This is a genomic window from Micromonospora sp. RV43 (genome assembly GCF_001029515.1).
In the GTDB taxonomy this organism is placed as follows: domain Bacteria; phylum Actinomycetota; class Actinomycetes; order Mycobacteriales; family Micromonosporaceae; genus Micromonospora; species Micromonospora aurantiaca.
Window position 1 is genome coordinate 1 of record NZ_LEKG01000199.1, and the last position, 13411, is coordinate 13411.

At 72.2% G+C, this 13411-nt stretch carries 12 protein-coding genes; 2 read left to right on the forward strand and 10 right to left on the reverse strand.

Going from position 1 to position 13411, the window contains the following annotated elements:
• Positions 1-99 precede the first annotated feature (99 nt).
• The 3 genes from ABD52_RS32295 to lysS all read right to left on the reverse strand — a co-directional run bounded on the left by ABD52_RS32295 (position 100) and on the right by lysS (position 5134).
• The gene (locus tag ABD52_RS32295) at positions 100-2637 is read right to left on the reverse strand and encodes an ATP-dependent Clp protease ATP-binding subunit (protein WP_013288951.1); all 2538 of its coding nucleotides are present in this window, start codon (positions 2635-2637) and stop codon (positions 100-102) included.
• 517 nt (positions 2638-3154) lie between these two features.
• Positions 3155-3505, reverse strand: a complete 351-nt coding sequence (locus tag ABD52_RS32300; RefSeq protein WP_013288952.1) for an Lsr2 family protein — start codon at positions 3503-3505, stop codon at positions 3155-3157.
• A gap of 120 nt (positions 3506-3625) precedes the next feature.
• Positions 3626-5134: a lysine--tRNA ligase gene (gene lysS / locus ABD52_RS32305; protein ID WP_047894236.1), complete on the reverse strand. Its 1509-nt coding sequence runs from the start codon at positions 5132-5134 to the stop codon at positions 3626-3628.
• Positions 5135-5227: 93 nt separating this feature from the next.
• Between lysS and ABD52_RS32310 the strand changes: the two genes are divergently transcribed.
• A complete protein-coding gene (locus tag ABD52_RS32310; RefSeq protein WP_047894237.1) occupies positions 5228-5974 on the forward strand; it encodes a class I SAM-dependent methyltransferase in 747 nt (248 codons plus the stop codon).
• A 52-nt stretch (positions 5975-6026) separates the two neighbouring features.
• Here the strand turns inward: ABD52_RS32310 and ABD52_RS32315 are convergent, their stop codons facing one another.
• The 7 genes from ABD52_RS32315 to ABD52_RS32345 form a co-directional block, all read right to left on the reverse strand.
• A complete protein-coding gene (locus tag ABD52_RS32315) occupies positions 6027-6785 on the reverse strand; it encodes a type III pantothenate kinase (protein ID WP_013288955.1) in 759 nt (252 codons plus the stop codon).
• A 9-nt stretch (positions 6786-6794) separates the two neighbouring features.
• On the reverse strand, positions 6795-7691 hold the full coding sequence (gene nadC / locus ABD52_RS32320; protein WP_047894238.1) for a carboxylating nicotinate-nucleotide diphosphorylase: 897 nt from the start codon (positions 7689-7691) through the stop codon (positions 6795-6797).
• Positions 7688-9379 carry an L-aspartate oxidase gene (locus tag ABD52_RS32325; RefSeq protein ID WP_013475015.1) on the reverse strand — a complete coding sequence of 564 codons (1692 nt, stop codon included), beginning with the start codon at positions 9377-9379 and terminating at the stop codon, positions 7688-7690. The genes nadC and ABD52_RS32325 overlap by 4 nt, the downstream gene beginning before the upstream one ends.
• Before the next feature lie 61 nt (positions 9380-9440).
• Positions 9441-10334, reverse strand: a complete 894-nt coding sequence (locus ABD52_RS32330; RefSeq protein WP_013475014.1) for a septum formation family protein — start codon at positions 10332-10334, stop codon at positions 9441-9443.
• Positions 10335-10504: 170 nt separating this feature from the next.
• Positions 10505-10936, reverse strand: a complete 432-nt coding sequence (panD, locus tag ABD52_RS32335) for an aspartate 1-decarboxylase (protein ID WP_047894239.1) — start codon at positions 10934-10936, stop codon at positions 10505-10507.
• 30 nt (positions 10937-10966) lie between these two features.
• Positions 10967-11809, reverse strand: a complete 843-nt coding sequence (gene panC, locus ABD52_RS32340) for a pantoate--beta-alanine ligase (protein ID WP_047894240.1) — start codon at positions 11807-11809, stop codon at positions 10967-10969.
• Positions 11809-12738: a Rossmann-like and DUF2520 domain-containing protein gene (locus tag ABD52_RS32345; protein ID WP_030273714.1), complete on the reverse strand. Its 930-nt coding sequence runs from the start codon at positions 12736-12738 to the stop codon at positions 11809-11811. The genes panC and ABD52_RS32345 overlap by 1 nt, the downstream gene beginning before the upstream one ends.
• 193 nt (positions 12739-12931) lie before the next feature.
• Here ABD52_RS32345 and ABD52_RS32350 point away from each other — a divergent pair.
• Positions 12932-13411 (forward strand): SAM-dependent methyltransferase (locus tag ABD52_RS32350; protein ID WP_047894241.1); only part of this gene is annotated, 480 nt, incomplete at its 3' end.

The following is a 13411-nucleotide window of genomic DNA, read 5'->3' on the forward strand; positions in this document are numbered from 1 at the left end:
ACCCTGGGGGCACCCTGGGGAGCGGTGGGTGGGCATGGGAAAGGCGACGGCCCCGGTGGCTTTCGCCTACCGGGGCCGTCGCCCTCGAACTGTGCGGACTTATGCGGCGTCGTCAGCGCCGGTGGCGGCGGTGCCGCCGAGGTCCGCCGGGACCGCGTCCGGCACGGCGTCCGGCCGGTCCGCGCCCCGGAAGACGAGCTTGGACTTGTCGATGTCCTCCGGGTCGCCCTCGCAGTCCACGACCACGATCTGACCCGGGGTCAGCTCGTTGAAGAGGATCCGCTCGGACAGGTTGTCCTCGATGTCGCGCTGGATCGTGCGGCGCAGCGGCCGCGCACCCAGCACCGGGTCGAAGCCCTTCTTCGCGAGGTACTTCTTCGCGTTGTCGGTCAGCTCCAGACCCATGTCCTTGTTCCGCAGCTGGGTCTCGATCCGGGCGATCATGATGTCGACGATCGACAGGATCTCCAGCTGACGCAGCTGGTGGAAGACGATGGTGTCGTCGATCCGGTTCAGGAACTCGGGCCGGAAGTGCTGCTTGAGCTCGTCGTTGACCTTCTGCTTCATCCGGTCGTAGTTCGACTCGGAGTCCTCAGAGGCCTGGAAGCCCAGCGAGACCGCCTTGGCGACGTCGCGCGTACCGAGGTTGGTGGTCAGAATGATGACCGTGTTCTTGAAGTCCACGATCCGGCCCTGGCCGTCGGTGAGGCGCCCGTCCTCCAGGATCTGGAGGAGCGTGTTGAACACGTCCGGGTGGGCCTTCTCGATCTCGTCGAAGAGGACCACCGAGAACGGCCGGCGACGCACCTTCTCGGTCAGCTGCCCGCCCTCGTCGTAGCCGACGTAGCCGGGAGGGGCACCGACGAGCCGGGACACCGTGTACCGGTCGTGGAACTCCGACATGTCCAGCTGGATGAGGGCGTCCTCGCTGCCGAACAGGAACTCGGCCAGCGCCTTGGACAGCTCGGTCTTACCGACACCGGACGGGCCGGCGAAGATGAACGAGCCGGAGGGGCGCTTCGGGTCCTTCAGGCCGGCGCGGGTACGCCGGATCGCCTTCGAGACGGCCTTGACCGCGTCCTCCTGGCCGATGACGCGCTTGTGCAGCTCGTCCTCCATGCGCAGCAGGCGCGAGGTCTCCTCCTCGGTCAGCTTGTAGACCGGGATGCCGGTCCAGTTGCCGAGCACCTCGGCGATCTGCTCGTCGTCGACCTCGCTGACGACGTCCAGGTCACCGGCCTTCCACTCCTTCTCCCGCTGAGCCTTCTGCCCCAGCAGCTGCTTCTCGGTGTCGCGCAGCTGGGCGGCCCGCTCGAAGTCCTGCGCGTCGATCGCGGACTCCTTGTCGCGGCGCACCTGGGCGATGCGCTCGTCGAAGTCGCGCAGGTCCGGCGGCGCGGTCATCCGGCGGATGCGCATCCGCGCGCCCGCCTCGTCGATCAGGTCGATCGCCTTGTCCGGCAGGAACCGGTCGGAGATGTACCGGTCGGCGAGCGTGGCGGCGGCGACCAGCGCGGCGTCGGTGATGGAGACGCGGTGGTGCGCCTCGTAGCGGTCCCGCAGGCCCTTGAGGATCTCGATGGTGTGGGCCAGCGACGGCTCACCCACCTGGATCGGCTGGAAACGACGCTCCAGAGCGGCGTCCTTCTCCAGGTGCTTGCGGTACTCGTCGAGCGTGGTGGCGCCGATGGTCTGCAGCTCACCACGGGCCAGCATCGGCTTGAGGATGCTGGCGGCGTCGATCGCGCCCTCGGCCGCACCCGCACCGACGAGGGTGTGGATCTCGTCGATGAACAGGATGATGTCGCCGCGCGTACGGATCTCCTTGAGCACCTTCTTCAGGCGCTCCTCGAAGTCACCGCGGTAGCGGGAACCGGCGACCAGGGCACCGAGGTCGAGGGTGTAGAGCTGCTTGTCCTTCAGCGTCTCGGGCACCTCGCCCTTGATGATCTTCTGGGACAGGCCCTCCACCACGGCGGTCTTGCCGACGCCGGGCTCACCGATCAGCACCGGGTTGTTCTTGGTGCGGCGGGACAGCACCTGCATGACCCGCTCGATCTCCTTCTCGCGCCCGATGACCGGGTCGAGCTTGCCCTCGCGGGCGGCCTGGGTCAGGTTGCGGCCGAACTGGTCCAGCACGAGGCTGGTCGACGGCGCGGCCTCACCCGGGGCGGCACCGGCAGCGGCCGGCTCCTTGCCCTGGTAGCCGGAGAGCAGCTGGATGACCTGCTGGCGCACCCGGTTCAGGTCGGCGCCCAGCTTCACCAGGACCTGGGCGGCGACGCCCTCGCCCTCGCGGATCAGGCCGAGCAGGATGTGCTCGGTGCCGATGTAGTTGTGGCCGAGCTGCAGCGCCTCGCGCAGCGACAGCTCCAGCACCTTCTTGGCCCGCGGCGTGAACGGGATGTGCCCGCTCGGCGCCTGCTGGCCCTGGCCGATGATCTCCTCGACCTGCTGGCGCACGCCCTCCAGGGAGATGCCGAGGCTCTCCAGGGCCTTGGCCGCGACACCCTCACCCTCGTGGATCAGGCCCAGCAGGATGTGTTCCGTACCGATGTAGTTGTGGTTGAGCATCCGGGCCTCTTCTTGGGCCAGGACGACAACCCGTCGCGCTCGGTCGGTGAACCGCTCGAACATGCCCTCGTGCTCCTCACGTGCCGTGCGCCTTGATGGTCAGATCTCGGCGGGGCCGGTGCGCGGACGTCCGGGACGGGCGTCCGTGCCTCCTTACTCTATCGCCGCGGACCGTCTTCGCTGAGGTCGTGTGCCCCCGCGAATGCCCGTTCCGACGTCGTTTCTGACAACCGTCCACGCTCAGGAGGTGTTCCGGGGCCCCTGCCTGTACGCGCAGAGCGAAATTCGACCGGCACCCGAACGGCCGGCCGAGTGGACCGGAGGCGGCAACCGATGCGTCCGCCGGGTCGTCCACAGCCTGTGGATGAAGTCTCCACCGCCTGTGGACAACCGTCCCCGGCGGGGGTTTCTTCCCGTCCGCCGCGAGCGAGGGCGGCACGGTGGGCCGGACCGGACATCCGGCACAGGGGCGACGGGAACGGGACGGCTGGGCGCAACCGTGACCCCGGTACGGAAACGGCGACGCCGGCCCGGAGTGGCACTCCGGTCCGGCGTCGCGTCGCCCGTGACGAGGGTGGGGTCAGTGCCCCGCCTTCGCGTGGTACTCGTCCACGATCTCCTGCGGGATCCGCCCCCGGTCGGAGATGTCCTTGCCGGCCTTCTTGGCCCACTCGCGGATGGCACGGTTCTGCTCGCGGTCGGCGGTCGCACCGCCCCGGCCCCGAGCGGCCCGGCCACCGACGACCACACCCCCGCGACCGACCTTCGTTCCGTTCGCGATGTACGGCGCGAATACGTCGCGCAATTTCCCGGCGTTGGAAGCGGAGAGGTCGATCTCGTACTGCACGCCGTCGAGCGCGAACTTGACGGTCTCGTCAGCGTCCCCGCCGTCCAGGTCATCGACCAGCTTGTGAATGATCTGCTTGGCCACGTCCCACATTCCTTTCGAGCAGGGTTGTACTCCTGCAATACACCGAGCACAATAACCCGTCCGGCGCTTGTTCCGTCAATAGGACGGGGTAACGAGCCGGAGAAGGCTTGCGGGGAGCACCTACTCGGGCCGGACCAACGGGAACAGGATCGTTTCCCGAATTCCGAGCCCCGTCAGTGCCATCAGCAGCCGGTCGATTCCCATTCCCATGCCGCCGGACGGCGGCATTCCGTACTCCATGGCCCGGAGAAAGTCCTCGTCCAGTCGCATCGCCTCGTCGTCGCCGCGCGCCGCGAGCTGCGCCTGGGCCACCAGCCGTTCCCGCTGCACGACCGGGTCGACCAGCTCCGAGTACGCGGTGCCCAGCTCGAATCCGAGCACGTAGAGGTCCCACTTCTCGGCCAGGCCCGGCTCGCTGCGGTGGGCCCGGGTCAACGGGCTGGTCTCCTCCGGGTAGTCCATGACGAACGTCGGCGCCCGAAGGGAAGGCACGACCAGTTCCTCGAACAACTCCTCGGCCAGCTTGCCCGGTCCCCACTTCGGGTCGACGGAGAGACCGACCTTGTCCGCGTACTCGACCAGGCGTGCCCTTTCGGTGCGGACGGTGACCTCCTCACCGAGCGCTTCGGAAAGAACACCGAACAGCGACACCGACCGCCACTCGCCGCCCAGATCGAACTCACGCCCGTCGGCGTGCGTCACCACCGTCGAGCCGGCGACCGCCACTGCGGCCTGCTGTACGAGATTTCGGGTCAGCTCGGCCATCGTGTGGTAGTCGCCGTACGCCTGGTACGCCTCCAGCATCGCGAACTCGGGCGAGTGCGAAGAGTCGATGCCCTCATTACGGAAGTTGCGGTTGATCTCGAAGACGCGGTCCACGCCACCGACCACCGCACGCTTGAGAAACAGTTCCGGCGCGATTCGCAGATACAGATCCGTGTCGAGCGCATTGCTGTGGGTCACGAATGGGCGAGCCGCCGCGCCGCCGTGCAGCAGTTGCAGCATCGGCGTCTCGACCTCGATGAAGTCCTGCCCGTGCAGGGTGTCGCGCAGACTGCGGACGGCGGTGGCCCGGGTGCGGACCATCTGCCGGGCCTGCGGGCGGACCACCAGGTCCACGTAGCGCTGGCGGACCCGGGACTCCTCGCTGAGCGGCTTGTGCGCCACCGGCAGCGGGCGCAGCGCCTTGGCGGTCACCGCCCACTCCTCGGCGAGAACGGACAGCTCGCCGCGCCGGCTGGTGATCACCTCGCCGGTCACGCCCACGTGGTCGCCGAGGTCGACCAGACGCTTCCAGTCCCCCAGCCGCTCGGCGCCGACCCGGTCCAGCGAGAGCATCGCCTGGACCTCGGTGCCGTCACCGTCCCGCAGCGTCGCGAAGCAGAGCTTGCCGGTGTTACGAATGAAGATCACCCGGCCGGTGACCGAGACCCGGTCGCCGGTGGCGGTGTCGGTGGGCAGGTCGCCGTAGCGCTCCCGCAGCTGCGCGAGCGTGGTGGTCCGCGGGAAACCCACCGGGTACGGCTCGACGCCCTCGGCGAGCATCCGGTCCCGCTTCTCCCGGCGGACCTTCATCTGCTCGGGAAGGTCGTCGGCGGGGTCTGTTGGCAGGGCGTTCTGCTCGGTCACGGCACGCTTCCTCAGGCCTTGGGGACATCGGCGGGGTCAGCACATGAGCGTACTCAAGCGCCGTGGCGGCCGTTACGGGATAACCTGCCCGCCATGACCGACCCCACTGCGGCGCTCTCGTTCGGTGCGGCCGCGGCCGAGTACGACCGTTTCCGTCCCCGTTATCCGGAGGCGGCGTTGCGCTGGGCACTGGACGGGCTGCACGACGCCCGGGTGGTCGATCTCGGCGCCGGCACCGGCATCCTCACCCGGGGACTGCTGGCGCTGACCGGGCCGGTGGCTCAGGTCGTACCCGTGGAACCGGATCCGGGGATGCGGGCGCAACTGGCCGCCGCGACGCCGGGTGCGACGGCGCTGGCCGGCAGCGCCGAGGCGGTGCCGCTGCCGGACGGGTCGGCGGACGCGGTGCTGGCCGGGCAGGCCTACCACTGGTTCGACAGGGAGCGGGCGCACGCCGAGGTGGCCCGCGTGCTGCGCCCGGGCGGCACGTTCGCGCCGGTCTGGAACATCCGGGACGAGCGGGTCGGCTGGGTCGCGGAGCTGAGCCGGATCGCCCACCTCGGCGACAACGCCGGCGACGTGACCCAGCGGTACGCGGACTTCGGCGCCGCCTTCACCGCTGTCGAGGTGGGCGAGTTCCCGCACGCCACCACGCTCACGCCGGACGAGGTGGTGGGCATGCTGCACACCCGCTCGTTCTGGCTGACGGCCGACGCGGACGAGCGGCGGCGGGTCGACGCGGAGCTGGCGGAGCTGTTCGCCGGCCACCCCGACCTGGCCGGCCGGGACGCCGTCGAGCTGCCGTACCGCACGATGGTGCTCCGGGCACGCCGGCGTTAAGAAGGGGCCCCTCCTCTACCGGAGGCGTTAACAGGGGGCCCTTCCTTGCACCTCAGACGTTGCGGTCGTAGACCATCCGCAGGCCGATCAGCGTGATCATCGGCTCGTGGTGGGTGATGGTGTGGCACTCGCCGAGCACCAGCGAGGCCAGGCCGCCGGTGGCGATGACCGCCTTCACGCCGCCCAGTTCCTCGGACATCCGCTCGACGATCCGGTCCACCTGGCCGGCGAAGCCGAAGTAGAGCCCGGCCTGGAGGCACTCGACGGTGTTCTTGCCGATCACCGAGCGCGGGCGGGTCGCCTCCACCTTGCGCAGCTGGGCCGCGCGGGCGGCCAGCGCGTCGAAGGAGATCTCGATGCCGGGCGCGAACGCCCCGCCGAGGAACTCCCCCCGGCTGCTGACCAGGTCGAAGTTGGTGGTGGTGCCGAAGTCGACGACGATCGACGGCCCGCCGTAGAGCGTGTACGCGGCCAGCGTGTTCACCACCCGGTCCGCGCCCACCTCCTTCGGGTTGTCGATGGCGAGCTGCACGCCCGTCCGGACGCCCGGCTCGACGATCACGCTGGGCAGGTCCGCGTAGTACCTGTCGAGCATGGTGCGCAGCGAGCGCAGCGCGGCCGGCACTGTCGAGCAGGCGGCCACGCCGGTGATCTCCACGGCGTCCCCGGCGAGCAGTCCGCGGAACATCAGACCCAGCTCGTCCGCTGTGGAGCGGGCGTCGGTCTTGATCCGCCACGAATGCACCAGCTTGTCGCCGTCGAAGGTCGCCAGCACGGTGTTCGTGTTTCCGATGTCGATGCAGAGCAGCACAGCGGCAGCCTAGACGTCACGCAGGTCGAGGGCGATGTCCAGGATCGGCGACGAGTGGGTGAGCGCGCCGACCGAGAGGAAGTCGACGCCCGTCGCGCCGTACTCGGCGGCCATCGGCAGCGTCAGCCCTCCGGTGGCCTCCAGCTCCGCCCGGTCGCCCACCGACGCCACCACCTCGCGCAGCTGCGCCGGGGTCATGTTGTCCAGCAGCAGGAACCGCGCCCCCGCCTCGACCGCCTCCACCGCCTCGGCCGGCGTGTCCACCTCCACCTGCACCGCGACGTCGGGGAACGCCTCCCGGACCCGGCGGAACGCGGCAGCGATCCCGCCCGCGGCGACCTTGTGGTTGTCCTTGATCATGGCGACGTCGTACAGGCCCATCCGCTTGTTGGTGCCGCCACCGGCCCGGACCGCGTACTTCTCCAGTGCCCGCAGGCCCGGCGTGGTCTTGCGGGTGTCCAGCACCATCGCCTTCGTGCCGGCCAGCGCGTCGGCCCAGGCCCGGGTGTGTGTCGCCACCCCGGACATGCGGGACAGCAGGTTCAGCGCCGTCCGCTCGGCGGTCAGCAGCAGCCGGGTCGGCCCGGTCACGGTGGCCAGCACGTCGCCGCGCGCCACCCGCTGTCCGTCGCCTGCAACCAGCGACACCTCGACCGTACGGCCCGCGCCGGTGACCTCGCCGACGAGCTCGAACACGGCGGCGGCGACGGGCAGCCCGGCCACCACGCCGTCGGCGCGCGCCACCAGATCGGCCGTGTCGTGCTGGTCGTCAGGGATGGTGGCCACGCTCGTCACGTCGAGGAAGCCGGGCCCCAGATCCTCGTGCAGCGTGTCGACGATGACGTGCCGGACCCGCTCCGGGTCCAGGCCGCCGTCCCGCAGCGCCCGCTCCGTCGACTCCCTCATGAGTGGTTCTCCTCCCAGCGCTCGGCCACCCGGCCGTCCGTACCCACCTCGGCCACCAGGTGGCCGAGCCACCGCTCGTCGGCCGTCGGGAAGTCCTCCCGCCAGTGGCAGCCCCGCGTCTCCTGGCGCGCGTACGCGGCGGCGACCAGCGTCGACGCCACAGTCAGCAGGTTCGTCGCCTCCCAGTCGGCGGTACGCGGCACGCCCCGGCCCGCGCCCAGCCCGGTGAGCGTGGCGGCGGTGGCCTCCAGCGTCTGCGCCGACCGGAGCACTCCCGCGCCCCGCGTCATCGCCCGTTGCAGCTCCGCCGTGCCCGTAGCCGGCACCAGCGCGCCCGGCCCGCCCACCCAGGCGCCGGTCTCCGCCGGGCGGGCCTGCTCGGGCAACCCGGCGGCGATGTCCTCGGCGATCCGGCGGGAGAAGACCAGCCCCTCCAGCAGCGAGTTGCTGGCGAGCCGGTTGGCGCCGTGCACGCCGGTGCAGGCGACCTCGCCGCACGCGTACAGGCCGGGGATGGAGGTGCGCCCCCGCAGGTCGGTCCGGACGCCGCCGGAGGCGTAGTGCGCGGCCGGCGCAACCGGGATCAGGTCGGTCGCCGGGTCCACGCCGATGGCCAGGCAGGACGCCACGATGGTGGGGAACCGCCGGGCGAGGAAGTCGCCGCCCAGGTGCCGGGCATCCAGGAAGACGTGGTCCGCGCCGGACGCGAGCAGCACCCGGTGGATGCCCTTGGCGACCACGTCCCGGGGCGCCAGCTCGGCCAGTTCGTGCTGACCGACCATGAACCGCTTGCCGTCGCCGTCGACCAGGTGGGCGCCCTCGCCGCGCAGCGCCTCGGAGACCAGCGGCTGCTGGGCCAGCCCCGCGCCCGGCCCACCGGCCGGCACGATGAGCGCGGTCGGGTGGAACTGGACGAACTCCACGTCGGTGACTGCGGCGCCCGCGCGCAGCGCCAGCGCCACCCCGTCCCCGGTGGAGACCGCCGGGTTGGTGGTGGCGGCGAAGACCTGCCCCATGCCGCCGGTGGCCAGCACCACCGCGCGGCCGAGGATCGCGCCGACGCCGTCCTCGCTGCCCTCGCCGAGCACGTGCAGCGTGATGCCGCAGGCCGGGCCGAGCCCGCCCGGCCCGTCCCCGGGAGCGCGCAGCAGGTCCAGCACCAGCGCGTGCTCGACCAGCCGGATCCACGGATCGCGGCGGACCGCGTCGTGCAGCGCCCGCTGCACCTCCGCACCGGTGGCGTCGCCGCCCGCGTGCACGATCCGGTCGGCCCGGTGGCCGCCCTCCCGGGTCAGCATCAGCGAGCCGTCCGGGTTGCGGTCGAACTCCGCCCCGATCCGCATCAGCTCACGCAGCCGGGTCGGCCCCTCGGCCACCAGTGCGCGGACCGCCGCCGGGTCGCAGAGGCCGACGCCAGCGACCTCCGTGTCGTACGCGTGCGCGTCCGGCGTGTCCGCCGGGTCCAGCACGGCGGCGATCCCGCCCTGCGCCCAGCGGGTCGAGCCCTCGTCCATGTCGACCTTGGTGACCACCGTGACGTGCAGGCCGGCCTCGCGCAGGTGCAGCGCGGCGGTCAACCCGGCCACGCCGGAGCCGACCACGATCACGTCTGTCGTCTCCACCCAGCCGGGGGCGGGCGCGGCGAGCAGCCGGGGCAGCGCCGGCAGGTCGACGGTCGGTAGGTCCATGAGCACAGTCAACCCGAAGCGAACTCGACTCGGGCGCGGGGGGCGTGACGAGTGCGGTCCGCTACCTCGTCCGGCGCGGGAGGCCGGCCGGTCCGGCGCCCTTGAGCGAGGTGGTGACCGTACGGTCGCTGAGCCACAGGTAGCAGCGGACGCCCCGGTCGCCGACCGCCCAGCGACCGGCAGCGGGCGGACGGACCACCACGTCGCTGCGGTAGCGCAGCAGCCCGTCGGCCGGCACCCCGGCGTACCGGGCGATCACGCCGAAGCAGCCGTCGTAGAGCGGCACCCAGTCCTCCGGCTTCTTCGGATACGGGCGGTCCGGCGCGGCCCACACGCCGACGAACTCGGCGTCGTGCGCGGCAGCACAGTCGACCGGGTTGAGCCGCTCCACGCGGTTCGTGTCCCGCACCGAGCGCTGGCAGCCCAGCCGCAGCGGGGAGGGCGTCTTGAGCGCGTCGCGCAGGCTGCCCGTCCGGGTGACCACGGTGGCCGCCGCCTCGACGGTGGTCAGCTCGGTCAGGTCGCACCGGTACCAGCGGGAGCCCGCCGTCCAGCCGGTGCCCGTCGGTACCGCCACTGCCAGCCGGAGCCGCCCGGCGCGCCAGTCGTCACCCACGTACCCGGCGGCCCGCTTGTCGCAGTCGGCGAACGCGGTACGCAGCTCGGGCGAGGCGAGCGGCGGCGGGGTGGGCCGGTCGGTGGTGAACGCCCCGACGTGCACGGTCTCCACCCGGTGCGGCAGCTCGCAGCCGACCGGCGCGTACGCGGCCAGGCCGACGCTCGCTGTGAAGTCGGCGACCTGGCAGACCTCGGCCGCCGGGGTGAACGGCCCGGGTGCGGCCATCGCGGCCCAGTCGTCGGTGAGGTCGCCGTCCAGCCCGCCGGCGCCGGCGCAGCCGGTCAGGGCGGCGCTCGCGACCATCGCGGCGACCAGGAAGCTCATCGCACGGCGCATCGCGGCCTCCCCCAGCCGACGACCGTCGATCCCCGACGGTCCGCCCAGGGTAGCCGAAAATGACCTTCCGGTGACAGACCGCGTTTCCCACCCGTCCGCCCCGTCGATCTTGCACTAGCTGCCCCCGCAGACCTGACAAAAGGGGCGACGAGGGGGCCGCAACTGCAAGATCAACGGCGAGACGCGGCGGCGAGGGGGTTGGGGACGGGGGCGCCTGCGGTGCCGGGGGCCGCGGTCGCCGGGTCCGCGGAGAGGTCGACGACCTTGTTGTCGGCGTCGACGTGCACCACCCGGGGGCGGTACGCGCGGGCCTCGGCGTCGTCCATCTGCCCGTACGAGATCAGGATGACCAGGTCACCGGGGTGCACCAGGTGCGCGGCGGCGCCGTTGATGCCGATCACGCCGCTGCCCCGCCGCCCCGGGATCACGTACGTCTCCAGCCGGGCGCCGTTGGTGATGTCCACGATCGCGACCTGCTCGCCGGGGATCAGGTCCGCCGCGTCGAGCAGGTCCTCGTCCACGGTCACCGAGCCGACGTAGTGCAGGTCGGCCTGGGTCACGGTGGCCCGATGGATCTTCGACTTGAGCATGGTCCGCAGCATCGGGGTGCCTTTCCGCATTCGTGGTGGGGTTCAGGGACGCGGCGCGAGGTGGATCGCCGTGTTGTCGATCAGACGGGTGGCGCTGACCCAGGCCGCGATCAGCAGCCGGGCCGGGCCGGCGACCGGGCCGGGTTCCAGCTCGGTGTCGGTGAGCACCAGGTAGTCCAGGCGCGCGTCCGGCGCGTCGAAGGCCCGGTGCGCGGCGGCCAGCACCGCGCCCGCGTCCTCACCCCGCTCGGCCGCCGTCGCGCCGGCCCGCAACGCGGCGGACAGGCTCAGCGCGGTCTCCCGCTCGGGCGCCGACAGGTACCGGTTGCGGCTGGACATGGCCAGCCCGTCCGGTTCCCGTACGGTCGGCACGCCGACGATCTCGGCCGGCACGTCGAGGTCGCGGACCATCCGGCGGACCAGGGTGAGCTGCTGGTAGTCCTTCTCGCCGAAGAACGCCAGGTCGGGGCGGGTGAGCTGGAGCAGCTTCATCACCACGGTGAGCACGCCGTGGAAGAAGCCGGGACGGCTCAGGCCCTCCAGGTCCTCGCCGAGCGGACCCGGGTCGAGCCGCACCGTCGGGCGGCCCTCCGGGTACATCTCGGTCACCGAGGGCGCGAACACCACGTCCACCCCGGCCCGGCGGCAGATCTCCAGGTCGGAGTCGAGCGTGCGCGGGTAGCGGTCGAAGTCCTCGTTCGGGCCGAACTGCAGCGGGTTCACGAAGATCGTGACGATGACGTGGCCGGCGCGCTCGCGGGCGGCCCGCAGCAGCGCCTCGTGCCCGGCGTGCAGCGCGCCCATGGTCATCACCACGCCGACCGGGCCGGCCATCGCCTCGCGGGCGGCCGCCAGTTCCTTGCGCGTGTGCAGCACCTCGGCCATCAGGCCGCCACCTCGATTCCGTCGAGCACGTTGCGCAGCGCGGCCGCGTCCGCCGGGCGAAGGCGGCCGACCGCGACGGCACGGTCCGCCGTCCGTCGTGCCAACGCCAGATACGCGGGTACGGATTCCGGCGCGGTCCGCGCCAGCCGGTCCAGATGCCGGCGTACGGTGCCCGCGTCGCCGCGCGACACCGGGCCGGTGAGCGCGTCGTCGCCCAGCCGCAGCGCGTTCTCCAGGGCGGCCCGCAGCAGCGGGGCGAGCACCTTCTCCGGCCGCTCCACCCCGGCGTCACGCAGCCGGTCGGCGGCCTCGTTGACGAGCGTCACCAGGTGGTTCGCGCCGTGCGCGAGCGCCGCGTGGTAGAGCGGCCGGTCGTTCTCACCGACCCACTCCGGTACGCCGCCCAGGTCGGCCACCAGCCGGGCCGCGAACGGGCGCAACTCGGCCGGGGCGGTCACCCCGTAGGAGATGCCGGGCAGGCGGGACAGGTCGTCCGGCGTACCGGTGAAGGTCATCGCCGGGTGCAGCGCGAGCGGCCGGGCGCCCGCCTCGACGGCCGGGGCCAGCGCGGCGAGCCCGTGCGCGCCGGACGTGTGCGCCACCACCTGGCCGGGGCGCAGCGCGCCGCTCGCGGCCAGGTCCGCGACCACACCCGCCAGCGCGTCGTCCGGGACCGCGACGATCAGCAGGTCGGCGGCGGCACGCGCCACGGCGGACGCGGAACGGTGCGGGGTCTGCGGCAGCAGCAGCGCCAGCCGGGCCTTCGTCGCGCCCGAGGCGCCGGATGCGGCGACCACCCGGTGACCGGCTGCGGCGAGGGCCGCGCCCAGCACGGCGCCGACCCGGCCGGCGCCGAGGACGCCGACGGCGAGGGTACGCGGGAAGACGAGCGGGGCAGCGGTGGCCCGGGGGCGCAGCGGTGCGCTCATGGCAGCGATCCAGTCCTCGAAGGGGGTACCGGTCGATGGCAAGTATGCGCCCGGGTGACAGACCCGAAACAAGAAGGTGTGAAAACCTTCACCGACCGCCGGAAGCCGCTGCTGCGGTGGCGGGCAAACCGCCCGTTCGGGTACGTCCCGTAGGGTCGGCCCGGTGACCTCCCCGCTGCGCTGGCGCGACGCGATGGAGCGGGCGCTGTACGGGCCGGACGGCTTCTTCGTCTCCGGTGCCGGGCCCGCCGCGCACTTCCGCACGAGCGTGCACGCCTCACCCGTCTTCACCGCGTGCCTGCTGCGCCAGCTCGAGACGGTGGACGCGGCGCTGGGGCACCCGGACCGGCTCGACGTGGTGGACGTGGGCGCGGGCCGGGGCGAACTGCTCCGGGAGCTGCTGGCGCAGGCCGCACCCGAGCTGGCCGCCCGGCTCCACCCGGTGGCTGTGGAACTGTCGGCCCGCCCGCCGGACCTGCTGCCGGAGATCGACTGGCGCCCCGACATCCCCGACGGCATCACCGGCCTGCTCCTGGCGACGGAATGGCTGGACAACGTCCCAGTGGACGTGGCAGTCCACACCCCCGAGGGTTGGCGCCTCCTCTTGGTGAACCCGAAAACCGGCGAGGAGACGGTCGGCCCGCCCCCGTCCCCCACCGACACCACCTGGCTC

What these genes read in the sequence shown, in the direction of transcription:
- ABD52_RS32295 (WP_013288951.1), bottom strand. Translation starts at nt 2,637, where the DNA reads ATGTTCGAGCGGTTCACCGACCGAGCGCGACGGGTTGTCGTCCTGGCC.
- ABD52_RS32345 (WP_030273714.1), bottom strand. Translation starts at nt 12,738, where the DNA reads ATGAGCGCACCGCTGCGCCCCCGGGCCACCGCTGCCCCGCTCGTCTTC.
- panC (WP_047894240.1), bottom strand. Translation starts at nt 11,809, where the DNA reads ATGGCCGAGGTGCTGCACACGCGCAAGGAACTGGCGGCCGCCCGCGAG.
- ABD52_RS32330 (WP_013475014.1), bottom strand. Translation starts at nt 10,334, where the DNA reads ATGCGCCGTGCGATGAGCTTCCTGGTCGCCGCGATGGTCGCGAGCGCC.
- nadC (WP_047894238.1), bottom strand. Translation starts at nt 7,691, where the DNA reads ATGAGGGAGTCGACGGAGCGGGCGCTGCGGGACGGCGGCCTGGACCCG.
- ABD52_RS32310 (WP_047894237.1), top strand. Translation starts at nt 5,228, where the DNA reads ATGACCGACCCCACTGCGGCGCTCTCGTTCGGTGCGGCCGCGGCCGAG.
- panD (WP_047894239.1), bottom strand. Translation starts at nt 10,936, where the DNA reads ATGCTGCGGACCATGCTCAAGTCGAAGATCCATCGGGCCACCGTGACC.
- ABD52_RS32325 (WP_013475015.1), bottom strand. Translation starts at nt 9,379, where the DNA reads ATGGACCTACCGACCGTCGACCTGCCGGCGCTGCCCCGGCTGCTCGCC.